A 22,582-nucleotide genomic window follows, 5' to 3' on the forward strand; every position below is an offset into this window, starting at 1 on the left:
TTTGCAATGTCCATAATGGTCATCGTATGAAAGTCCGTATGATTTAACTGCCACATGAAAGCATCTAATATTAATTGGCGTGTTCGAATGACACGCGGGTCATTGGGGTTGGGCGCGCACTGTTGGGCGATCCGGAATGGGCTGTGAAAATACGCGAAGGCCGATTGAATGAGCTTCAAGCTTTCACACCGGAGGCTCTTGCAACGCTAGTATAACGTATTCGGGCTGACGATAAGGATAGCCGTATGGAATAAAACAAAGAAGCTCTCGCTCCCCGTCAATATAGGAACGAAAGCTTCTTTGTTCTTGGCAGTCCATATTTTAGCCTAGCACCTTGCTCAGAAAAGCTTGCGTACGCTCATGCTGGGGTGTATCGAAAATAGCAGCGGGCGGACCCTGCTCGACAATATACCCGCCATCCATGAAAATAACGCGGTCTGCAACTTCGCGGGCGAAGCCCATTTCATGCGTCACAACTACCATCGTAATCCCTTCATGAGCCAAATCCTTCATCACTTGAAGCACCTCGCCGACCATTTCTGGATCGAGTGCCGAGGTTGGCTCGTCGAACAGCATGACCCGCGGGTTCATCGCCAGCGCACGAGCGATAGCGACACGCTGCTGCTGTCCGCCGGACAAGCGGGCGGGGTATTCATCCTTTTTGGCGGCAAGACCGACTTTATCCAGCAGCGCTAATGCCTGCTTTTCATTCGTCTCCTTGCCCACCTTCTTAATATGCTTAGGCGCCAGCATAATGTTCTCCAGCACCGTCAAATGCGGAAATAGATTGAACTGCTGGAACACCATGCCGACATTTTGCCGCAGCTTGTCAATATTCGTCTTTGGAGCCGTGACGGTCACGTCGCCGATGGTTACAACGCCGGATGTCACTTCCTCTAGCAAATTAAGACAACGCAGGAAGGTGCTTTTGCCTGAACCGGAAGGGCCGATAATGCAGACGACTTCCTTCTCGGTAATAGTGGTGGATATATCCCGAAGCACCTCATTGTCGCCAAACTTTTTCTGCAAACCTTCTACAATAATCATTTCAGGCTCAGCCTCCTTTCAAGCACACGGGACAGGCGTGAAATACCGTAAATAATGATGAAATACAAGACGCCAACCGTTCCCCATATTTCAAAAGCGCGGTAGTTGGTAGAAATGATAATTTCACCGCTTTGGGTCAGCTCCCTAATTCCGATTACGGATAATAGCGACGTATCCTTGATGCTGATCGTACACTGATTGACGAAAGCGGGAATCATGCGGCGGAACGCCTGCGGCAAAATGACGAGGCGCATCGTCTGCACCTGGCTGAGACCGAGGGAGCGGGCGGCTTCCCGCTGCCCTTTATCAATCGACGAAATGCCGGCGCGGAAAATTTCCGCAATATAAGCACCGGCATTGGCGCTGATTGCGATGATCCCGGCTGTCTCCGCAGGAATACGGATGTCGAGAAATGCCGGCAAGGCGAAATAAATGAAAAACACTTGGACGAGCAGCGGCGTACCGCGAATAATATCGATATAAAGCGTTGCAATAAACTTTAAAATTTTACTCGATGATGTATTCATCAATCCCGTAATTAATCCGATTACGAATGCAATCAGCAGCGAGATGACAACAATTTTGACCGTTATCCATAACCCTTGCAACAGCAAGGGCATCGCATCCACAATAACTTGCCACGAGGACATCATGAAATTCACAGCTCCTTCATTTCACAGGATGTCTTCGTCTTTATTTTGCAGACGTTCCTATATATTTGTTAATGATTTCATCGTATTTGCCGCTTTCCTTCAGCTTCTTGATGCCGTCATTGATTTTTTGCAGCAGTTCTTCGTTGTCTTTGCTCACTGCGATGCCATAATGGTCGCCAGTCAGCCTTTCGCCAACGATTTTCAAATTGGCGTTTGGATCAACAGCCAGTTTATAAGAGATAACGGGGTAATCTTCAATGGTAGCATCGGCATTTTTGTTTACAACCTCTTGGAACATCGCCGGACTATCGTCAAAATAATTGAGGGTAATGTTGTATTCCTTCGCTAATTCCTCGGCTTTTTTAGAGCCGGCCGTCCCTTTTTTAATCGCAATGACTTTGCCTTTCAAATCCTCTGGCTTCGTAATCGTATCATTATCCGAACGTACGACCAGCGACAAGCCTGCTTCGAAATACGTATCGGACAGGTTCACAACCTGCTTGCGCTCATCCGTAATACTGATGCCGGCAATGGCAGCGTCGAGCTGTTTGGCAGAAATCGCCGGGATAATGCCTTTAAAGTTCATAGGCTTCAAATCAACCTTAAAGCCTTCCAGCTCCCCAATGGCATGAATGATATCGATGTCGATGCCGACATATTTGCCATCCTGCTGGTATTCGAAAGGAGGGAATGTAGCGTCAGTTCCAATGGTGTACGTCACAACCTCATTCGAAGAACCCGTGCCGTCCGAAGCGGATGGTGTTTTTTCGTTGCTGCTGCCGCATGCGCTAAGGGTAAGAGCAAGCAGGCCGGTAATTAAAAGTGATCCGATTTTCTTCATAAATGAAAACCCCATTTCCATTAATGTTAGACTTATTGACCTTCTGCCACCTATTTTAAAGATCCGACTATAAAAAATAATAAAATCCGACAGAAAATAACGTCGGAGATATTTGTAAGCGTTTTACATTTACGATTTCGCCATAAACTCTGTCAGATAAGGTTACGCAAGTGGGAGCAGCTATTCGCTAAAACAGAAAAAGACCCCAAATTTGCTCGAAGCTTAGTATAGCCAAGCGTTATTGACATATACGGATCATATAGTGTATATATACTATATATACATTAAACAGCTAAGCATGGTGATGGAAATGAACATTATTTTATCCAACGCTTCGAATGATCCGATCTATGTTCAAATTACCCAGCAAATTCGCAATCAGATTTTAAGCGGGAAACTTGGCTCAGGACAATCGCTGCCCTCCATTAGGCAGCTAGCTAAGGATTTGCAGATCAGCGTCATTACGACGAAGCGGGCTTATGAGGAATTGGAGAAGGAAGGGCTTATTGACTCTGTCGTTGGCAAAGGCTCATTCGTAACGGGCATAAACGCCGATTTTGTTAGAGAGCAGCGAATGAAGCTGCTGGAGCAGCAAATGCTGGCGGTCATTAAGGAGGGGAAGGCGCTCTGCTTGAGCCTGAGTGAAATTCAGCAGCATATGCAGCTGCTATATGAGGAAGGAGATTTGGACACATGAGCGACATCATTAAACTGACCGAAATATCCAAGCAGTATAAAATGTTCGGCATCGAGCCCCTGTCCAGCACATTCAAGCAGGGGTACATAACCGGGCTGATTGGCCCGAATGGAGCAGGCAAAACGACATTAATTAAAATGATTATGGGCATTACCCGGCCGGATAAGGGGGAAATCACGATTTTTGGACAGTCTCAAAGCTTGAAGGAGGCGGAAATAAAGCAGCGTATCGGCTTCGTATCCGATGAATGCCATTATTACGAGCATTTATCGATCCAGTCGATGAAAAATATTATTGCCCCGTTTTATAAAAAATGGGACGATCACGCTTTTTCCCGGTTGCTTGAGCGCTTTGAGCTGTCGCCCAAAATGAAAATACGCAGTCTTTCCAAGGGGATGAAAATGAAGCTGGCTCTAGCCTTCGCACTATCCCATCAGGCGGATCTGCTCATTATGGATGAGCCGACAGCGGGGCTTGATCCGGTTTTTAGGCGCGAGCTGCTGGATTTATTGGCCGAAATCATGCTGGATGAGCGGAAGTCGATCTTATTTTCGACCCATATTACGACCGATCTGGACCGGGTTGCGGATTATATAGCGTTTCTACATCGCGGCAGGCTGGTCTTTAACGAGTCGAAGGAGCAAATTCAGGAGCGGTATGTGCTTGTGAAAGGACCATCAAGCTTGCTTGAAGCTCCAGGCGTCAAAGCGGCTTTTATCGGCATTCGGAAATCGCTGGTCGGATTCGAGGGGCTGACAGATAGGGGCCATGAAATAGCTGCCATGGTGGGTGGTGGTGCGCAGCTTAGCCGGCCTGCGCTGGAGGATATTATGTATTTTACCGCTAAGGGGGAAAAAGGCCATGCTGCTGCTGTTACGTAAGGATTTATTTATTTTGCGCTATTACTTTTTGTTTGTGCTGCTCTATTTGTATTTATTCGGCTTCATGCTGTATAACTATGCTTCCTTCATTTTGGTAGCTGCGCTTTCTGCTATTATGCTCATGACCTTTTCCGCTACCTTGGATGCCAAAAATAAAAGCATGATCGTCATTGCCAGCCTGCCTGTCAGCAGTAAATCGATCGTGCAGGCGAAATATGCAGCTGTCCTTTTATTTGCACTCATAGGAATTGTCGCGAGCGTTTCCGTATACGCCATCAATATAACAATAGTAGGAAGGGAAATGGTGTATGCAGCTTCTTTTATTCCAATCATTTTTTTCATTATTGCTGTTTATGCTTCGCTTTATTATCCGATCTATTACTGGTTTGGTTTTAGAGCAAGTCAACTAGTCGGCATGGTAGCGGTTGCCCTGCCTGTGACTTTTCTCTTGGCTTTGGGAGGTGTGTCCAGCAGCGCGAATACGCTAAATTTTCCAGCTGTAGGGAGTGCAGTCCTTCTAGCGGTGAGCTGTTTGCTGCTATTGGTCTCTTATCGGCTTTCCCTATTCTTTTTGGATAAAAAAGGGGTAGCCTGACCGCTTACGCTTGCTTTATTTTTTCCATCGCTTCCATAAAGAACACTTGAAGAAACTTCTTGATGTTGACTTTGCCTTTATCGGGCGCAGCTTCCTCGTCCATCATTTTCATTTTGAGCCGGACATCCTTAAAGTCAAAATATAACGGGGCATAATGCTCGAACTTCGGATTGCTGTAATCCGTCAGCCCGATAGAGGCGATATTCGTTAGCGCCGTCATGACAGCGCGGCGCATTCGCTGCTCTATGGCTTTGCTTTCCTTGTCAATGTCGCTTTGGCTTTGCTTGCTGGTACGCGCCACTGCCTCATATAATCCCTTTAATGAAGGGAAAGCAGCAGGCTGCGGCTGCGCGGCCAAATGTTCGACGGCGGCAATCATATCACGGCTTCCGGCTTCACTAATAATGCCCATGTCCATTAAAATTTGGCGGGCAGCTTCGCGGATGCTGCGCTCCTGCACGGCTGGCTGGCGCTCGATAATATCGAGCTTGGCGAGCGACTGCTTCATTTCCGTTACATAACGCTCATATTTCCAGCTTTCATTCATCTTATGTAAAACAGCTTGCACTTCAACGCGATTGATGGGCTTATGGATGAAAAATTCAATGCCGCTGCGATAGGCTTTTCCAACCATATCCTTGTTATCGATTTGCGAGATCATAATAAATTTGCCGCTGTAGCGGATAGCCCGGAGCTGGTCGATCGTCGTAATGCCGTCCTGATCGGGCATGAGCAGATCGATCAGCACAACATCGGGCTTTAGCTCATCGATAAGCATTACGGCCTCGACTCCCCCTCCAGCTGTACCCAATACTTCGCCTAAGCCAGATTGCTCTATTATATTGTGCAGCATCCGTCTGCTGACGGCATCATCATCTACGATTACGAAGCTAATGGACATGGAGGGCCTCCTTCAAGTTTGGCGTTGTATCCGGATGGTTTAGCGCAGCAAGCGACAACTCGGCGATAAAAGCGGTGCCCGGCCTATCATCCAGCTGCTCTGCACGAATCGAACCCTTAAATGAACAAATAATATCTCGCACATGGGACAATCCAATGCCGGTGGCTGCAATTCCCGTTTGATCAAATTTGGTCGTAAAGCCCGGCTCGAACACAAGCTCGGACTCCTCAGGCGGTATGCCTTTGCCGGAATCGGCAACGATCATGATCAGCTTGCCGCTGTGCTGGCTGATTTCAATGTCAATGGAGCCGCTATATTCAATGGCTTCAACGGCATTTGCCACCAAGTTGTTCAGAATCGTGAGCAGCGCAATATAATGAGGCGTAATCATATCTAGCGCCACCTGCTGCTTGAAAACAATCTGTTTCCCCAGCATTTCGCTATATTCCACATTGCCTTTCCTCACATAATGCACAACCTCTTCAAGGCTCATCTGGGTAAGCGTCTCATTATGGAACAGCTTCAGCAGCCCGGCGAGAATACGTTGTGTATCTTTTTTAACCTCATGAATTTGCTGGGTGACGACGAGCGCCTGCTTGCCAAGCTCGGGCTGCTCCTGCCGCAGCTTGTCGTACAGCTCGAAGCTGCTCGCTGTAATGCCTTCAATATTATCCATCGATTTCCGCAGGTAAAATGCTTCTCCATACAAGCTGGAACCGACATTCAGCATTTGCTCCATACGTTTCTCCTGCTCGGCATGGAGCATCTTGAACTGCTGGATGGCCATGCTGTTGTAAAGCCCGATGACAAAATAGCTGCGTATGACGGCCGTAATGAGCAGCAGAGCCAGTTCATTGAAGTGATAGGGCGCTGTGCCGAGAAAAATATTTCGAAACAAAAGCTCCAGCAAATTGGAGGAAAAATCCACAAGCGTAACGAATGCGCCCAGCGCCAGCGGCTGAATTTCCTTGGACCGTCCGAGCAGCTTGCCGATACACCAGGCAAAGAACGTATAGTACAGGGCGGCGGGAGCATTATTTTGCAGGCTCGCCAAAATGGATGTGGAATGCGTGTAGAGCAGCCACTCCACGGATTGGAAAATGACAGCGGCAATGCCGGCCAGAAAGCCTGTTTTCACAAACGAAAGATGGCGAAATTGCAGCAGGAAAAATAAAAAGATGCTGACGCCAAGGCCAATGCGGTAAAAATCCCCGCTAAATGGAGTAATTCTAAATTCGGCGCCTATAGCTGTTGCAAGCGCGATGCCGACCATTTGTATTTTTTCATTGCGAAATAAAGCATGCATGCAACTCGCTCCGCTCCTATAGGCGATCTTTGATGATATATACCCTAACATAAAAAAGGGCGTTTTTGAATAGTATGGCTGCGCCCCCACAAATAGATATAAACGAAAAATAAGGTAATTTGTATTGTTTAAGTTTGAAAAAGTGTGTTATTATTAAAACGAACATTTTCAAACCTATTCAGGTGCGCCTGACCCCATTTATTTTATTATCCTTGAGGAGGAACAATTACTATGGAAATTCGCCACACCACTAACCCAACGGATGTTAAGCAATATACGACGGAGCGTCTTCGTCAAGAATTTTTGATCGAAAGCCTGTTTGAGCAGGATCGCCTTACTTCGGTTTACACGCACTATGACCGCATGGTTGTTGGCGGCGCGTTCCCTGTGAACGAGAAGCTGGCACTCGAAGCGGGAGATACGCTGAAAACTGAATATTTTCTGGAGCGCCGCGAAATTGGCTTCCTGAACATTGGCGGCGATGCTGTTATTACGGTTGATGGCGAGTCGTACGAGCTTAGCCGTCTTGATGTTTTATATGTAGGTAAAGGCAAGCGCGATGTGCAGCTGGCAAGCAAGGACAAAGCGAATCCAGCGAAGCTGTATTTCTGTTCAGCACTGGCGCATGCGGAATATCCGACTCGCAAAATGACGATGGAAGAAGCGAATCCGACTCACCTGGGTTCCCTGGAAACATCCAACGAGCGCGTATTGTACAAGTATATCCATGGCGATGGCATTCAAAGCTGTCAATTAATGCTGGGCGTAACAAGCCTCAAAACAGGAAGCGTTTGGAACACGATGCCTTCGCACGTGCATGACCGTCGTATGGAAGCTTACCTCTACTTCGATGTGAACCAAGATGCACGCGTATTCCATATGATGGGCGAGCCTTCGGAGACGAGACATCTGGTCGTTGCCAATGAGCAGGCGATTATTTCGCCGCCATGGTCAATCCACTCGGGCGTAGGCACTAGCAACTATACGTTCTGCTGGTCGATGGCAGGCGAGAACTACACGTTCACGGATATGGATGCTGTAAAAATGGAAGAGCTTAAGTAACATGCTTGCCGCTGAACGTCATCGACAAATTATTATTCAGCTGGAGGAGAAGGGCAGCGTCAAAGTATCCGAGCTGAGCGAGCGTTTCAAGGTGACGGAAAAGACGGTACGCGAGGATTTGGAGCGGCTGGAGGAGAAGGGACTGCTCAAGCGCATGCATGGCGGAGCGGTGCTTCCTCCAGATGATGAGAGCTTGCTGCCTTTGCAATATCCGAACAGCAAGCATCAGCAAGAGAAGGCGGCAATCGCCGAGCAGGCGTTAACCCATATTGCTGAAAATGATATTATCGCGCTGGATGCTGGCAGCACGACGCTTGAAATCGCGCGGCGGCTCAAAAACATGCCGCTGACTGTACTGACCAACGACTTGCTTATTATTCGCGAGCTGACGGCGAAGGAACAGATCCGCCTCGTCATTCCGGGCGGATACCGTTTTCAAAATTTGCTCATCGGTACGGACTGGCAGGAGTGGGTCAAGCGGCTGAATGTTCATAAGCTGTTTTTATCGACGACGGGTATTCATCTGGAGTATGGGCTGACGATTTTCACCGAGGAACTGGCCAAGCTCAAGCAGGTTTATATGGAATGCTCGCGCGATATTTATTGCGTAGCTGACCACAGCAAGTTCGACAAGGGTGCGCTGCTTACGTTTGCCGAATTGAAGGATGTCCATACGATCATTACCGATTCGCACATTGATCCGGCTGTCGCTGCCAAATACGAGCAGCAGGGCGTGCGAATTGAAAAGGCCTGATTTTAAAGGATAGATAAGGATGGTGTAAAGATGAGCTTTTTCGATTTAACAGGAAAAACTGCGATTGTGACAGGCGCCGGACGTGGTCTGGGCGCGGCGATTGCTATAGGCTTGGCGAGAGCGGGAGCAGATATTGCGCTGGTTACGAACAGCACGCCTCCTGCAGACGTAGAGAAGGAAATTCAGGCGCTTGGCCGCAAAACGGTATCGATTCAAGCGGACGTATCTGACCGCAGCCTGCTGCCGGGCATTATCGATCAGACGCTTGCAGGACTTGGACGCCTCGACATCTTGGTCAATAACGCGGGCATTATCCGCCGCACGCCTGCAGCTGATCACAGCTTTGAGGATTGGCAAGCGGTGCTTGACGTCAATCTGAACTCGGTCTATGTGCTCAGCCAGCTGGCTGGCCGCCATATGATTGAGCAGGGCTCAGGCAAAATCATCAACATCGCGTCGATGCTGTCCTTCCAAGGAGGCATCAATGTGCCAGGCTACACTGCGAGCAAGCATGCGGTTGCTGGTTTGACCAAGGCGCTTGGCAACGAGTGGGCTTCAAAAAATGTGCAGGTGAACGCGATTGCTCCGGGCTACATGAGCACGGACAACACCGAGGCGCTTCGCGAGGACCCGGTACGCAGCAAGCAAATTCTCGACCGTATCCCAGCCGCTCGCTGGGGCGAATCCGAAGACATGATGGGGCCGGCGATTTTCCTCGCCTCCGCTGCATCAAACTATATGAACGGCCACGTCCTCTGCGTAGATGGCGGTTGGATGAACCGCTAGCCTTTGTACTGTGGATCAAGGTGAAACGGCTCTCGCCGTCCTCTGGCGGCGCGCGGCGTTTCAGTTCGAGAAATATAGAGAAAGTATGGCAAAATCATATACTTTCCTATATTTTAAAAAAGTAACCGCCATAGCGACTCTCTTATGGAGCTGCTGTTGGCGGTTGCTTATTTTTTAATAGGCCTCTGTTTGTTCAATTAGCATTAACTTGTTCATTACAAACGTGAGTCACCGCTAAAATTGGCTATAAAGGGATTGTTGGGATCGTACACGTTAAACTCATAGCCCGCCTCTTGGAGGAACTCCAATCCATAGAATCCACGGTCCAATCCCACATTCGAAAACCGGATGCGGATATGTCCCCGCGAAACTCTTCATCGATCTGTGGCTCACTCCCATATGGGGCTCGAATCAGATTCGGGGCGAAACCTACAATGTCTTCCACTAACTGCTGTTCTCTTTGAAATTCCTCAATAAAATGAGTTGAACTACCACTCTTATATAATATGTTGAAGTCATGCGACATACTATGTAGTCCAGGATAGCTGCCTTCGATGACAATTCGCTGAACTTCGTTCTTGTGCCCATCCAACTGTGTTCCAATCATGAAGAAAGTTGCTCTCGCCTGATAATCTTTTAGAATATCCAGAATCTCATTTGTATATTTGCTTGGCCCATCATCAAACGTGAGGTATACCACTTTATGAGAAACAGGAACTTCATCCGGCGTTCGAGATGAATTTATACTGAGACCTTGCATGGAGTCTTGTTTCTGAGAAATCGGGTATAAATCGCCCCTAATCTCGTCGGTAGCCCGGATGAATAATAGATAGATGACTCCAAAAATCATGCTTGCGAGTATGATTAAAACGATACTAATTCTTCGGTATCGAAGTTTTCTAATTCGCGATAGTTACGACTGTATTTATTCGTCGAAAAGATTCGTTATTAACGAATACACTTCGTTCATTTATAGAAGAATTACAGCTTGTCTAAAATACCTAAATCAGACTAATGATTAACCAATTATTTGAGCGTATCGGAGATATGCTTACCGGGATGCACGCCAACGAAAGACAGAGCTACGGAAAGCCTAATCAAGTTGGAGGGCATTCATGCAGGAAGCCGCACCTTAAGCATCAACAAAGGTTCGTTTTGCAACGTTACAGCCATGTTCAAAATCAGTGCTAACAGGGAGTGACTTTTGTGATATGATAGTAGTAATGTTCAAATGAAGTTTGATATTCCTTTCTCCCCTGAGAATGTATGTTTTCTGCTCTCAGGCTGATTTTTGCTGTTGAAATCGCTTTTTTTTCAAGTTGTTTGAGAGTAAAACTTATTGGGGATGATCGGATATCCAAAACTGACGATATAGCAACGAGGCGATAGGATTGTAACCTATTCCCTATTCTTGTGAATGAATTGTAAAGGCTTTATAATAGTAAATATCTTAACACTTTAATAATAAGGCTAGCTTTGATCAGGAAATACGTGAATCAGAAAAGGTGTTTGATTAGCCCGCATAGCAGTCTAAGCAGGCAGGAAAGCCTACATTTTTTCTTCAAATATTAGTGTAAGGACGGTAGAAATGAGCAACAGACAAACCAAAACAGACGTTATCTTAATTGGTGCCGGTATTATGAGTGCGACTTTGGGGTCACTGCTGAAGGAATTAGTACCGGACTGGGAAATCACAGTAATTGAGCGGCTTGCAAGCGCAGGAGAAGAAAGCTCTAATGAATGGAATAATGCAGGAACAGGGCATTCTTCCTTGTGCGAGCTTAACTACACCGTTGAGAAAGCAGACGGCTCCGTAGACATTAGCAAAGCTATAAAAGTAAATGAAGAGTATCAGGTTTCCAAGCAGTTTTGGTCTTATCTTGTGGACAGCAATTTAATCCGCAATCCGCGGGATTTTATTACGCCTTTACCTCATATGAGCTTAGTACAAGGGGATAAAGATGTATCGTTTTTGAAAAAGCGTTTTGAAGCGTTGTCTAACAATCCTCTGTTTGAAGGAATGGAGTATTCCGAAGATCCGGGTAAGCTGCTGGAATGGATTCCGCTTATTATGAAGGACCGGACCTTGAATGGGCCTATAGCGGCTACAAGAATCGAATCCGGTACGGATGTTAACTTTGGCGCTTTAACGCGCATGTTGTTTACCCACTTGAAGAGTAAAAATGTCGATATCAAATACAAGCATAATGTGGATGATATTAAACGTGCTGGCGACGGCTCGTGGGAATTGAAAGTACGCAATGTAGATAATGGCTCTGTTGAGCGCCGGAATGCGAAATTCGTCTTTATCGGCGGCGGGGGCGGAAGCCTGCATTTACTGCAAAAATCCGGTATTCCTGAAGGAAGAGGCATTGGAGGATTCCCGGTAAGCGGCATATTTATGGTGTGTAAAAAACCGGAAATTGTCGCGCAGCATCATGCAAAAGTTTACGGTCAAGCTCCAGTTGGCGCGCCACCGATGTCGGTTCCCCATCTGGACACTAGATTTATCGACAAGAAGGAATCGTTGTTTTTTGGACCTTTTGCCGGTTTCTCGCCAAAGTTTTTGAAAAACGGCTCGATGATGGACTTGCTAGCTTCTGTAAAAACGGATAATTTGGTCACGATGATGGCAGCAGGCGTGAAAAATATGTCATTGACCCAATATTTGATCAAGGAAGTTATGCAATCGAAAGAACAGCGCATGGAAGCTTTACGCCAATTTGTCCCGAACGCCAAAAGCGAAGATTGGGAGCTAGTAATAGCTGGCCAGCGTGTGCAAGTCATTAAAGATACAGCTGCCGGCAAAGGAACGCTGCAGTTTGGTACGGAAGTCATTAATGCCGCTGATGGCTCGATAGCTGCCTTGCTCGGCGCATCTCCGGGTGCTTCAACCGCTGTTTCCGTTATGCTTGAGCTGATGGGGAAATGCTTCCCGCAGCATATGAAAGCATGGGAACCGAAAATTAAAGAAATGATTCCTTCATATGGCGTGCAGCTGTTGAACAATCCAGAGCTTATAAGCGAAATTCATACTTCAACTGCACGGACGCTTGATCTGGGCAGTGAACGGGACCCAGTCAAGCAGGCTTCTTTCTAAAACCCGCGAGACTAAAGTCCGTTTCGCATCACAAGCAATAGAATAAAGTAGATTATAAATGAATGGCGTCCGGAATTCCGGGCGCTTTTTATTTTCGTTGCTGGACTCCTTAAGCGGTCATGGACAGGACTATTTTTTAAAAAGATCAACACTTTGGCCCTCATTTGTTCGTTATTAAAGATTAACATACAGAACGGTTTTAATCCGTTGCTAAACGTACAAAAGCGCTTTCATTTGCCGATTGAGAACGCTCTAAATCCTCCTTATACTATAGTTGTCAGATAGAAAGGATGATCAGAATGGGTAGATTGACAGGTAAAGTAGCCATTATTACAGGGGCGGCCAGCGGCATGGGGCTTGCTGGAGCACAATTATTTGCCAAAGAAGGTGCAAAGGTTGTCGTAACGGATGTAGCCGAGGACGTGCTGCAGGCTAAAGTGAGCGAAATTGTGGAAAATGGCGGAGATGCAATCGCATTGAAGCTGGACGTATCCAGTCCAGAATCGTGGAACGCGGTTGTAGAAGCAACGATTACCAAATACGGAAAAATCGATATTCTCGTTAACAATGCAGGCATTCATATCGCCAAGGGCGTTTTGGAAGCTGAACTGGCGGATTGGGATAAAGTGATGTCCATTAACACTTCAGGCGTATGGCTTGGCATGAAAGCAGTCATTCCGCATATGCAAAAAAATGGACGAGGGTCGATTGTGAATACGTCGTCCATTGCAGCGATTATCGGCGGAATTGCTGATGCGCAGGGTGCGGCATACAGTGCATCCAAAGGTGCGGTACGCTCACTGACTAAACATACGGCACAATGGTTTGCCAAAGATAACATTCGTGTCAATTCCGTTCATCCGGGAGCGGTATTTACGGGGATGGTCGAGAAAGCTGGCATTAAATCGCAGGTTGAAATGGGCGAGCATTACAAGAACCTGGCGCCTTTGCATCCACATGCCGGCGAATCGCTGGATATTGCCTATGCGTACTTGTATTTGGCTTCGGACGAATCCAAGTTCGTAACGGGTATAGAACTGCCTGTCGATGGCGGTTGGATCAGCAACTAACAAGGTATAGAATGATGAGAGCTTCTGGCGATAGCCGGGCTCTTTTTTTTATTTTGCCGGATGTTTAGGCATCTGTTTATTGCCCCAATGCAGGCGGCCAGAGTCTAGGCTTGGCCGAGATTCGAACGGTAAACTTCATGAGAGCGGTTTAATCGCGTAAATTCTAATAACTGCTCTGCCATATAAGAGGAGCTGTATTTAAAATGGCTCTGCACCCATTCGGCAATGAGGCCAAAGACAGCATTAGCCTGATAACAGGCAAGCAGCTCTTTATCAATTTTCGGGTTTGGAGACATTTCAGTAACATCATCCAAATACAACCTTTTGAGCGTTTCGTAAACGGTGTTGCGGAAGTTCGCCAAAATGCTCGTTGTTACCAATAATGTATAAACAGTAGCATTGGCAAGCACGTGATCAAAAATTTTGATGGCTGAAGCACTTAAGCTCTGTATGTCGAAATTTTGATAATGCAAATATGGAGAACGGTAGGACTGGATAAGATCAGTCATCACATCGGCCAAAATATCATCAAGCAGCTCTTCTTTGATCGCATAATGTTTATAAAACGTGCCACGATTCAAATCGGCAGCCTTCACGATATCGGTAATGGAAATATCCTCGAACGATTTACGGAGCATGTTTTCGAGCAGCGCCTGCTTTAGAGCTGCCTTCGACTTGTGGATTCTTCGATCTATGGATGGCGATGAATGGTGCATATATATCCTCCCTCTGTAAAAGCATGTATTCTCAGTCATCCGATTGATTATCATTATACAAGAAAACAATCGATGCCAAAAGACAGAAGGGCTAACCAAGTCAAGCGTGGACGTTTAGCTTTTTTTTGAAGGAAGGTGGTGTTACACTAAATAGGGGAGGCGAATGAAAAATGAACATAACAATCGACCAACAAGACAGTTCCAAGGTTGCCGTTATAGAAAGCTCTGACGTGATCATCCGCGATGTTCAGGATGCGCTGGATTTAATGGCTTCTGTTAATTACAATCACGAATGCCATAAAATCATCCTTCAAAAAGCAAACATAACGGAGGATTTCTTCGAGCTCAAAACTAAGCTGGCTGGAGAGATTTTGCAGAAATATGTGAACTACAAGGTGAAGCTGGCCATCGTTGGAGATTTTGATACTTATGACAGCAAAAGCTTGAAGGATTTTATTTATGAATGCAATAACGGCAAGCAGGTACTATTTTTACGAGACAAACAAGAGGCTGTTAACGCTTTGCACAATATAACTTAACCATACAATCCGAGAAGCCCAGCAGTGCTTATCATTTGACAGATAAAAAATGCGCATGGTAAAATAACCCCAATCTATAGGAACGGGAGGGTTACGTGTGTTAAACTAATTTTTCGATTTTTGGCTCTGCACAACGAATGGAATAGACGTGTTACGGCTATGTTCTGTGCGAAGTAATCGAAGAATGGTTTACCTCATGGTAACCTTATTTAGTTATATGCGAGTAGTGACTGACGATTCGTCTGCCGCTGCTCCTATTCTCGATTACTGAAAGCACAGGCAGCTGGCCTGTGTTTTTTTATATTTTTAGTAATGGAGGAATGAGACGATGAGTGAACAGCTGTTAAGTATAAACGGTGTTAAAATATGTACGGAAAGCTTTGGAGATCCCGCTGATCCAGCTCTATTACTCATTATGGGAGCCCAAGCATCAATGGTATGGTGGGAAGATGAATTTTGTCAGCGTCTTGCAGCGGCTGGACGTTTTGTTATTCGTTATGATAACCGTGACGTTGGGCGTTCTACCGTTTATGAGCTTGGTCAGCCAGCGTATACGTTTGAAGATATGACGGATGATGCGGTTGGTATTCTTGATGCTTACAGCATAAAGCAAGCACATATTGTCGGGATGTCGATGGGAGGCATGCTAACGCAAATTCTCGCTCTGCGCCATCGCGAACGAGTGCTAACCGTCTCGCTTATTGCAACGTCCAATTTTGCAGAGGGTCTTCCTCCAATGGAAGAGAAGGTCGCGCAGTTTTTCGCTAATTCCGAAGAGATCGACTGGTCTAATGATGAAGCGGTGATTGCTTTTGCAGTCAGCAAGTGGAAAGTTTTAGCGGGCTCCAAGCATCCACTTGATGAGGATCGCATTTATGAATTGGCTAAACTAGAGGTAGAAAGAAGCAGCAATATGGCGAGTATAAACAATCATGGCGTGTTGACAGGTGATTTTTCCTATCTGTCCAGAACGGCTGAAATCGATGTCCCTGCGCTCATTATACATGGCACTGAGGACCCGATTATTCCATATGAACATGGAGTTTCACTTGCTGCTGTGATATCTGACTCAATCCTGTTAACTTTGGAGGGCTCGGGGCATGAAATTCATTATGGCGAATGGGATAAGGTAATTGAGGCTATAATTAACCACACATCGTGACCTTAATGACCGAGAGGAGCAGTGGTCGACGTTTCGTCAGCCGCTGCTCCTCTTTTTGGTGAGACGACGAGCATGAGCCAACTCGATGAACATCTTTTCCTGAGGCTATACGATAACCACTATTTTGGCTGTCATGAAGTGTTTCGATTCTAGAGGGGCTGTGCTACAATAGATTAACAAAGTATACCGCTTAACTTGTTCTAATTGCGTTGAAATGGTAACGCTTACAAAAATTATTGTCATTGTAGGGGGTTTAACATGCTTAAGCTAAACAACTGGTACTTCCGGTTGCTTGTATCATATTTTCCAATTTTGGTGCTTACGGTGTCAATGATTATTTTTTTATCGTTCATTGCACTTAATGAGATATCACGGTCCGAGACTGCCAAGGCAGACAACATCACCACCGGCTATGTGGTGGAAAGCGTCGAACGCGCTATACGTGGAGCGGAGTTTAACGCGATGAACGAAGCCGTCAAAAATAAAAGCTACACTGCGTTTTTAAACGGCTCCTCCGAAACGAGCGACAGATACGGCGTCGTTCATAGTTTGCGTTCACTTGTAGAAGAAAACGACTTTATCGAATCGGCCTATCTTTATAGGGAATCCGACGATATGGTGCTTACAGCGAGCGGGCAGACCGAACTGCCGGATTTTGGCGATCGTGATTTTATTCAGCAAGCGAAAAAAAATCTTGATTACCAAGGATGGTCGGCAAGCCGGGAGTATCGGGAATATGACCGGCTAAAGCCCGTCAGGGTCATTACGATGCATAAGCGGACGCCGTTCCCGTTCGGAAAGGAAGGCATATTGGTCATTAATGTCGATTTGTATGCAGTTGAACAAATGATCGGCAGCATGACAAGCCATCAGGTTTCATTCATGCGAATTACCGATGGAGCTAATAAGCCTATTTATCCCGTCAACAATGGCTCAGATGAATCAGGAGGCGGCAGCATTCTGACGACAGTCACTTCGGACTCTCTTGGCTGGACTTTCGAGAGTGGGATTCAGGACGGTCATTTGCTCGGCTGGGTATCGGTCGTATCCTATGCATGGGTCGTTATGGCTATTTTGACATTCGTAGCGGCTATTATCTATATCATTTGGGTAACGCGCCGAAACTACAAGCCGATCCGGTTAATGATGAATCGCATTCAGGCGCTGCAGCTGCGGAGCGGCGACGGGGGAGCGGTTCTGACAGATGATCTGACGATGATTGACCGTGCGCTTGAAAATTTAATCGTGCAGTCGTTGGATCACGAAAAGAAGCAGCGTGAAAGTGTGATGCTTCAGCGCAGGCAGCTTTTTAATGAGCTTATTAGCGGGGAACAAAATGGGCAAACTAATGAGCGGATGCGCAAGCTGGATTTGCTGCCGAGCGCCGGACGGTATGCCGTAATGGTTGTGAAGCTCAACCGTTATGATGATTTTCAGTCCGAAAATACGCTTAACGAGCAAAATGTTCTGAAATTTGCGCTCGGCAATGTTATGCAAGAGCTGGCTCACAACGAAGGCTTGCAGGGCTGGGGAGAATGGCTGGCGCCGGATCTCATCGCCTTTGTGTTTGCGGTTTCGGATGACGAATCCCGAATGCTGGATCAGCTTCGAACTTCTGCAATCGTTGCACAGCAGTGGGTAGGCGAGCATTTGCGTTTCATGCTGTCGATTGGAATTGGTTCAATCGTTGACGAATGGAGCCGTATCGGACAATCTTACCGCGATGCCCTCTCCGGTATGGAATATCAGCTCTGCATCGGACGCGAGGCGGTTACGTTCAGCGGCGATATTCCGCAGGGCAAACAGTACGGTACGTTTCATTACATTCAAATGTGTACCGATTGTGTGCAGGAATTTAGGCAGACGAATGAGAGCTGGCGCAATACGTTTGAGCAATTATTCAAGCGGCTCAATACGGATACGCTCAAGGATGAAGATATTCATTCGCTCATGCAAATATTTATGCAAATGCTCAGCCGTGAGCTGAAGGATTTGTCGGAATCACTGAATGAATTTCTGGAAGGCGATCGCTCATCTGTATTGCTTGCCAAGCTAAAGACTGCCTCGACTTTGGCAGAAATGAAGGAGCAGCTGCTAGAGTATTTGGCTGATCTATTCGATGCATATGTGGCGATGAGCGAGACGAAAAGCTACAAGACGATGATAACGGATATGAGAGCCTACATTCAGGAAAACTTTGCCGATCCAGACCTTTCGCTCAATCATTTGAGTGACCGCTTTCAAATATCGGGCAAGTATGCAAGCTATCTGTTTAAGCTGGAGTACGATATGAAGTTCGTCGATTTTCTTGTGCAGCTTCGAATACAGCAGGCTGAGCGTCTGCTGGCGAATACTGATGAGACCGTTCAAGGAATTGCTCTTCAGGTTGGCTACGCCAATTCGATCACCTTCGGACGGGTATTCAAACGGATAACCGGTGTAACGCCAGGCGAATTCCGAAAGCTCAAAATGCGGCCTTCTGTTTTGAACTAAGGTGTGCGAAGCAATAGGGTTTTAGTTCTTTCACATGTATGTTCATGCGAATTGAAAAGTTGTTTGTTGAAGCGGCAGTCCGAACAAGGAAAGATGTTCGGACTGCTGCTCTATTTGTTTAGCCGGAATATAGTTTACCTGCGGAAATGGCTTTATGACGGGCTTTTTCGGCGTTGATGGAAAACGGTTTATGTCGGGAAAATGATCTATTCTAATCGCCAAAAGCCTTGCTGGGCAAGGGTTCGGCTTAACGGTTTGCCGCGCCGAAACTGGTTTATTGCAAGCGCACTACAAGCCGTGTCATACTGAGGCCACTTCCTAATCACGGTTTGCAAGCGACGATTGAAAGCGCGTTCAAACATGCTTCATTCTTCGGTTCATAATCGAGTACAGGAAACAAATTAACGAAAAAGAAAGAGGGGTTGAATCAAATGATGAAAGTTGTGAAGGGGAAAAAGAAAACCAGCGTTTTGCTAGCACTTACGCTTGCAGGTACTATGCTTCTTGGTGCATGCGGCAGCAACAATGAAACTGGAAACAAAACGACAGGTGGCGAAGCAGCCTCCGGTAAGCCAGTAACACTTAAGGTGGAAGTATTCGATCGTGGCAATTCTCCTTCTGGTTCGACTATTACAAAAAACTATTTGACGACATATGTTCAGGATAACTTCGGGAAGCCAAATAACGTTGACGTGCAATTTGTACCGATTCCACGGTCAGAGGAAGTACAGAAGCTTAACGTTCTAATGGCGAGCGGAAGCGATGTTCCGGATATCGTATTCACTTATGATTCGGGTACGTTTTATCGTTATGCGCAGCAAGGCGGTTTGACTGACCTTGGCGAGCTGCTTGATCAATACGGCCCGAACCTCAAAAAATTTCTAGGCGACGATACGTTAGCTTATGGTAATTATCAAGGTCAGCAATTCGCACTGCCAGCGAAACGTGCGCATTTAGGGAAATATTCATCTTTCGTCCGTCAAGACTGGCTCGATAAGCTAGGCCTGCCTGTGCCGCAAACGACAGATGAGCTTTACACGACTTTGAAAGCGTTTAAAGAAAAAGATCCGGGTCAAACTGGCGGCAAAGTTATTCCGCTCGGAATGGCGCTAGCATCTGCTCAATATGAGCCGCTTCTGTGGTCCTTCATCCAGCCTGTTACTGAAGAACAGCGCTACACGCTGACACAGCAGCTCGGATCCAATGACTTCCCGATCTTGCTTCCTGGCTTTAAAGACGCTTTGCAATTCATGAACAAGCTCTACAATGAAGGGCTAATGAGCAAAGACTTCAGCCTTGATGAAGACAAGAAAAAGCTGAACGAAGACGCAGCTAAAGGCTTGGTCGGTTTCTTCAGTGAAGACGATATGAACCCGTTCTATCCAGATGGTTTGTACTCGACCCTGCAAACGAACATTCCTGACGCTAAGCTTTCCTCTGTTGATGTTTACTCGAACTCCGAGGGCAAGCATCCGAAGCCGGAATATGCGCCAGTTGGTCTGTACCTTATGATCCCGAAAAGCAGCAAAAATGCAGTAGAGGCAATTAAGTACCTGGATTGGATGGCTTCGGGAGACAACCTGCTTAACATTCAAAATGGTGTAGCTGGCGAAAACTATGATCTTCAAGACGGTATCCCGGTAGCTAAAGCCGATGCTCCTGATGATATCAAAAATCGCGTATACAACTGGGGTGACATGGCCATTATCTCCAACGGCAAACAGTTGGGTGATACGGAGAAAAACGTAGAGGCTTATGTACTAGGCATGCCTGAGCAATTCCAAGAAGAGACTCGCAAAGCACTGACGATTTCCAGATCTGATACGATCAAGCCGGTCTTATTCGACCATCCGATCGAAGCCCAAGCCAAATATGGTTCGGCGCTGCGTGACAAGTTCAATGAAATTGTCGTTAAAGCAACGATGGTGAAGCCGGATCAATTCGAAAGCACATTCGAATCGATCATGAAGGATTATATGGCAAACGGCGGTCAAGCGATTTTGGATGAACGCACAAAAGCTTATGAGGCCATGAAATAAAAATAACGCCTGCATTAAGCAGCTCGGAGACGATCGATATTTCTTAAGTCCCGTCTCCGGGCTTAATCGTAAGCAGATAGGAGTGGATAATATTGAACATGCGCGTGTATTTACGCAGATACTGGCAATTATATATGCTGCTTATTTTACCGGTTACCTATTTCTTGGTTTTCAAATACGGACCGATGTACGGCATTATTATTGCGTTTAAGGATTTTAACTTTTTCCAAGGGATTAATGGTTCTGAATGGATCGGGCTTGATGCTTTCAAGGAAGTATTCGCCATGTCGGACTTTTACAAGACACTGCGCAATACGCTCATGCTTAATTTTTTGGATCTGCTTTTTTCTTTCCCGGCTCCTTTGTTTATCGCCATTATGCTATATGAGCTCAAATCAGCTTGGTTCAAAAAGATTTCGCAAACGATTTTATACATTCCGCATTTCATTTCGTGGGTTATTATCGGCGGGATCGTCTACCAAGTGTTTGGTACGCAATCCGGTATGGTTAACAATTTCGTAACTTCGTTAGGCTTTGAAGCGATTCCTTTTCTTACGGACAAAAGCGATTGGTTAATTACGTATTTAATCGTCGGAGTTTGGCAAAGTGCCGGCTGGGGGACGATCATTTATTTGGCGGCTCTTACAGGCATCAATAGGGAATTGTTCGAGGCGGCTGACGTTGACGGAGCAGGCAGACTGAGAAAAATTTGGAGCATTACGCTGCCATCCTTAAAACCAACGATTGTTACGCTTCTCATTATTAACGTGGGCAATATGATCGCCATCGGATTTGAACGTCCTTATATTATCGGAAATACCGCTGTACGTGATTATTCGGACGTGCTCAGCACCTTCGTATACCGTATCGGCATTGAATCTGGACAATATACGCTTGCTACGGTCGTCGGCTTGTTCCAGGCAGTTGTCGGACTTGTGTTCGTCTTAGGCGCCAACTACTTATCCAAAAAACTGGCGGACCAAAGCATTATTTAAAATATAAACTTTTATTTTCTATGAAAATTGGAAAGGAGCGATAAGACATGAGAGATCAACAGGCCAGCCGATCATTTGATATTGTCAATACGATCGCCATTTTATTATTCGTGCTGCTATGTTTGGCTCCGTTTCTTCATATAATCGCTATCTCGCTCAGCTCAACACGTTCCATCATGTCTGGTGAGGTCAGCCTTATTCCTGTCGAAATCAACTGGGATGCCTACAAGAAGGTATTTTCAGATGCGTCGATGATCCGGTCACTCGGTTTTACCGTTATGCTGACGGTTTTATTTACAATCATGTGCATGATAATGACGATTGCGGCGGCTTACCCGCTTGCTAAAACGAAATTAAAAGGCCGCAAACTGGTGATGTTCATTATTATCATTACGATGTTTTTCAGCGGCGGACTTATTCCAGAGTATATGCTCGTACGCAATTTGGGCTTGCTTGACTCGATATGGGCGCTTATGCTGCCAGGTCTCGTTAGTCCGTTTTATTTGATTATTTTGATCACGTTTTTTCAAAATATTCCCGATTCGCTGGAGGAGTCAGCAGAGATTGACGGAAGCTCGTACCTCCGCACTTTGGTTAGCATTATCGTGCCGCTGTCGCTGCCCGTTATTGCTACGCTGAGCTTGTTTTATGCAGTAGGCCGCTGGAACGGTTTTACGGATACGCTCATGTATATTACGAGTCCAGAGATGTATCCGCTGCAATTGAAGCTTTATCAGCTGGTTCAAAACAACATGGTCAGCGAGCTGCTGGTAATGGAAGGCGCAAATGGACAGGCAAAGCTGCAGCCGGAAAGCTTGAAGGCGGCGAGCGTTATTTTCGCAACTGTGCCAATTATGATTGTCTATCCGTGGCTTCAACGGTATTTCGTTAGTGGCGTTATGCTCGGTGCGGTCAAAGGTTAACCGAATCTATCTTTCAGGAGGA

21 protein-coding genes are annotated in these 22,582 nt (G+C 46.3%); 14 read left to right on the top strand and 7 right to left on the bottom strand.

The window, feature by feature from the left end; translation table 11 throughout:
- Window positions 1-321 precede the first annotated feature (321 nt).
- The 3 genes from AC50Y5_RS00585 to AC50Y5_RS00595 are packed head-to-tail and all read right to left on the bottom strand — an operon-like array spanning window position 322 to window position 2,541.
- Window positions 322-1,047: an amino acid ABC transporter ATP-binding protein gene (locus AC50Y5_RS00585; RefSeq protein ID WP_056043340.1), complete on the bottom strand. Its 726-nt coding sequence runs from the start codon at window positions 1,045-1,047 to the stop codon at window positions 322-324.
- A complete protein-coding gene (locus tag AC50Y5_RS00590) occupies window positions 1,044-1,700 on the bottom strand; it encodes an amino acid ABC transporter permease (protein ID WP_056043344.1) in 657 nt (218 codons plus the stop codon). The genes AC50Y5_RS00585 and AC50Y5_RS00590 overlap by 4 nt, the downstream gene beginning before the upstream one ends.
- A 40-nt stretch (window positions 1,701-1,740) precedes the next feature.
- Window positions 1,741-2,541 (bottom strand): transporter substrate-binding domain-containing protein, encoded by an 801-nt coding sequence (locus tag AC50Y5_RS00595; protein WP_494857762.1) that lies wholly within the window; start codon window positions 2,539-2,541, stop codon window positions 1,741-1,743.
- 310 nt (window positions 2,542-2,851) lie between these two features.
- On the opposite strand from AC50Y5_RS00595, the gene AC50Y5_RS00600 reads away from it, so the two are divergent.
- Genes AC50Y5_RS00600 through AC50Y5_RS00610 form a run of 3 tightly spaced genes read left to right on the top strand, consistent with a single transcriptional unit; the run spans window position 2,852 to window position 4,714 of the window.
- Window positions 2,852-3,238, top strand: coding sequence for a GntR family transcriptional regulator (locus AC50Y5_RS00600; RefSeq protein ID WP_494857764.1), 387 nt, complete (start codon window positions 2,852-2,854; stop codon window positions 3,236-3,238).
- A complete protein-coding gene (locus AC50Y5_RS00605) occupies window positions 3,235-4,119 on the top strand; it encodes an ABC transporter ATP-binding protein (RefSeq protein WP_494857766.1) in 885 nt (294 codons plus the stop codon). The genes AC50Y5_RS00600 and AC50Y5_RS00605 overlap by 4 nt, the downstream gene beginning before the upstream one ends.
- On the top strand, window positions 4,100-4,714 hold the full coding sequence (locus tag AC50Y5_RS00610) for an ABC-2 transporter permease (protein ID WP_494857768.1): 615 nt from the start codon (window positions 4,100-4,102) through the stop codon (window positions 4,712-4,714). Before AC50Y5_RS00605 ends, AC50Y5_RS00610 begins: the two co-directional genes overlap by 20 nt.
- A gap of 4 nt (window positions 4,715-4,718) precedes the next feature.
- Here the strand turns inward: AC50Y5_RS00610 and AC50Y5_RS00615 are convergent, their stop codons facing one another.
- Both AC50Y5_RS00615 and AC50Y5_RS00620 read right to left on the bottom strand, forming a co-directional pair.
- A complete protein-coding gene (locus AC50Y5_RS00615; RefSeq protein ID WP_494857770.1) occupies window positions 4,719-5,615 on the bottom strand; it encodes a response regulator in 897 nt (298 codons plus the stop codon).
- A complete protein-coding gene (locus tag AC50Y5_RS00620) occupies window positions 5,605-6,921 on the bottom strand; it encodes an ATP-binding protein (RefSeq protein WP_494857772.1) in 1,317 nt (438 codons plus the stop codon). The genes AC50Y5_RS00615 and AC50Y5_RS00620 overlap by 11 nt, the downstream gene beginning before the upstream one ends.
- Window positions 6,922-7,152: 231 nt before the next feature.
- On the opposite strand from AC50Y5_RS00620, the gene kduI reads away from it, so the two are divergent.
- From kduI to kduD, 3 genes are read left to right on the top strand one after another with little or no spacing between them, the layout of a single operon-like run.
- Window positions 7,153-7,983, top strand: a complete 831-nt coding sequence (gene kduI / locus AC50Y5_RS00625; RefSeq protein ID WP_056043359.1) for a 5-dehydro-4-deoxy-D-glucuronate isomerase — start codon at window positions 7,153-7,155, stop codon at window positions 7,981-7,983.
- Window position 7,984: 1 nt separating this feature from the next.
- Complete coding sequence (locus tag AC50Y5_RS00630; RefSeq protein WP_056043362.1) at window positions 7,985-8,737, top strand: DeoR/GlpR family DNA-binding transcription regulator; 753 nt, start codon at window positions 7,985-7,987, stop codon at window positions 8,735-8,737.
- 30 nt (window positions 8,738-8,767) lie between these two features.
- Window positions 8,768-9,523 carry a 2-dehydro-3-deoxy-D-gluconate 5-dehydrogenase KduD gene (gene kduD / locus AC50Y5_RS00635; RefSeq protein ID WP_056043364.1) on the top strand — a complete coding sequence of 252 codons (756 nt, stop codon included), beginning with the start codon at window positions 8,768-8,770 and terminating at the stop codon, window positions 9,521-9,523.
- 244 nt (window positions 9,524-9,767) lie between these two features.
- Here kduD and AC50Y5_RS00640 read toward each other — a convergent pair whose 3' ends face one another.
- On the bottom strand, window positions 9,768-10,373 hold the full coding sequence (locus tag AC50Y5_RS00640) for a polysaccharide deacetylase family protein (protein WP_494857775.1): 606 nt from the start codon (window positions 10,371-10,373) through the stop codon (window positions 9,768-9,770).
- A 717-nt stretch (window positions 10,374-11,090) separates the two neighbouring features.
- Here AC50Y5_RS00640 and AC50Y5_RS00645 point away from each other — a divergent pair.
- Together AC50Y5_RS00645 and AC50Y5_RS00650 are read left to right on the top strand one after the other, a co-directional pair.
- Window positions 11,091-12,623, top strand: coding sequence for a malate:quinone oxidoreductase (locus AC50Y5_RS00645; protein ID WP_494858742.1), 1,533 nt, complete (start codon window positions 11,091-11,093; stop codon window positions 12,621-12,623).
- Window positions 12,624-12,922: 299 nt separating this feature from the next.
- Window positions 12,923-13,693, top strand: a complete 771-nt coding sequence (locus AC50Y5_RS00650) for an SDR family NAD(P)-dependent oxidoreductase (protein ID WP_056043375.1) — start codon at window positions 12,923-12,925, stop codon at window positions 13,691-13,693.
- A gap of 104 nt (window positions 13,694-13,797) precedes the next feature.
- On the opposite strand, the gene AC50Y5_RS00655 is transcribed toward AC50Y5_RS00650, so the two are convergent.
- Window positions 13,798-14,409 carry a TetR/AcrR family transcriptional regulator gene (locus AC50Y5_RS00655; protein ID WP_056043378.1) on the bottom strand — a complete coding sequence of 204 codons (612 nt, stop codon included), beginning with the start codon at window positions 14,407-14,409 and terminating at the stop codon, window positions 13,798-13,800.
- A 170-nt stretch (window positions 14,410-14,579) separates the two neighbouring features.
- Here AC50Y5_RS00655 and AC50Y5_RS00660 point away from each other — a divergent pair, with 170 nt between their 5' ends.
- From AC50Y5_RS00660 to AC50Y5_RS00685, 6 genes are all read left to right on the top strand, one after another.
- Window positions 14,580-14,948 (top strand): DUF4180 domain-containing protein, encoded by a 369-nt coding sequence (locus tag AC50Y5_RS00660; protein WP_056043380.1) that lies wholly within the window; start codon window positions 14,580-14,582, stop codon window positions 14,946-14,948.
- A 328-nt stretch (window positions 14,949-15,276) separates the two neighbouring features.
- On the top strand, window positions 15,277-16,110 hold the full coding sequence (mle, locus tag AC50Y5_RS00665; RefSeq protein WP_056043383.1) for an alpha/beta fold macrolide esterase: 834 nt from the start codon (window positions 15,277-15,279) through the stop codon (window positions 16,108-16,110).
- Between the two features lie 258 nt (window positions 16,111-16,368).
- Window positions 16,369-18,603: a helix-turn-helix domain-containing protein gene (locus tag AC50Y5_RS00670; protein ID WP_056043386.1), complete on the top strand. Its 2,235-nt coding sequence runs from the start codon at window positions 16,369-16,371 to the stop codon at window positions 18,601-18,603.
- Between the two features lie 434 nt (window positions 18,604-19,037).
- The gene (locus AC50Y5_RS00675; protein ID WP_494858744.1) at window positions 19,038-20,642 is read left to right on the top strand and encodes an extracellular solute-binding protein; all 1,605 of its coding nucleotides are present in this window, start codon (window positions 19,038-19,040) and stop codon (window positions 20,640-20,642) included.
- Between the two features lie 98 nt (window positions 20,643-20,740).
- Window positions 20,741-21,637 (top strand): ABC transporter permease, encoded by an 897-nt coding sequence (locus AC50Y5_RS00680; protein WP_056044036.1) that lies wholly within the window; start codon window positions 20,741-20,743, stop codon window positions 21,635-21,637.
- 47 nt (window positions 21,638-21,684) lie between these two features.
- Window positions 21,685-22,560 (top strand): carbohydrate ABC transporter permease, encoded by an 876-nt coding sequence (locus AC50Y5_RS00685; RefSeq protein WP_056043392.1) that lies wholly within the window; start codon window positions 21,685-21,687, stop codon window positions 22,558-22,560.
- The last annotated feature ends 22 nt before the right edge of the window (window positions 22,561-22,582 follow it).

It is taken from the genome of Paenibacillus sp. JT22N7 (assembly GCF_059383875.1).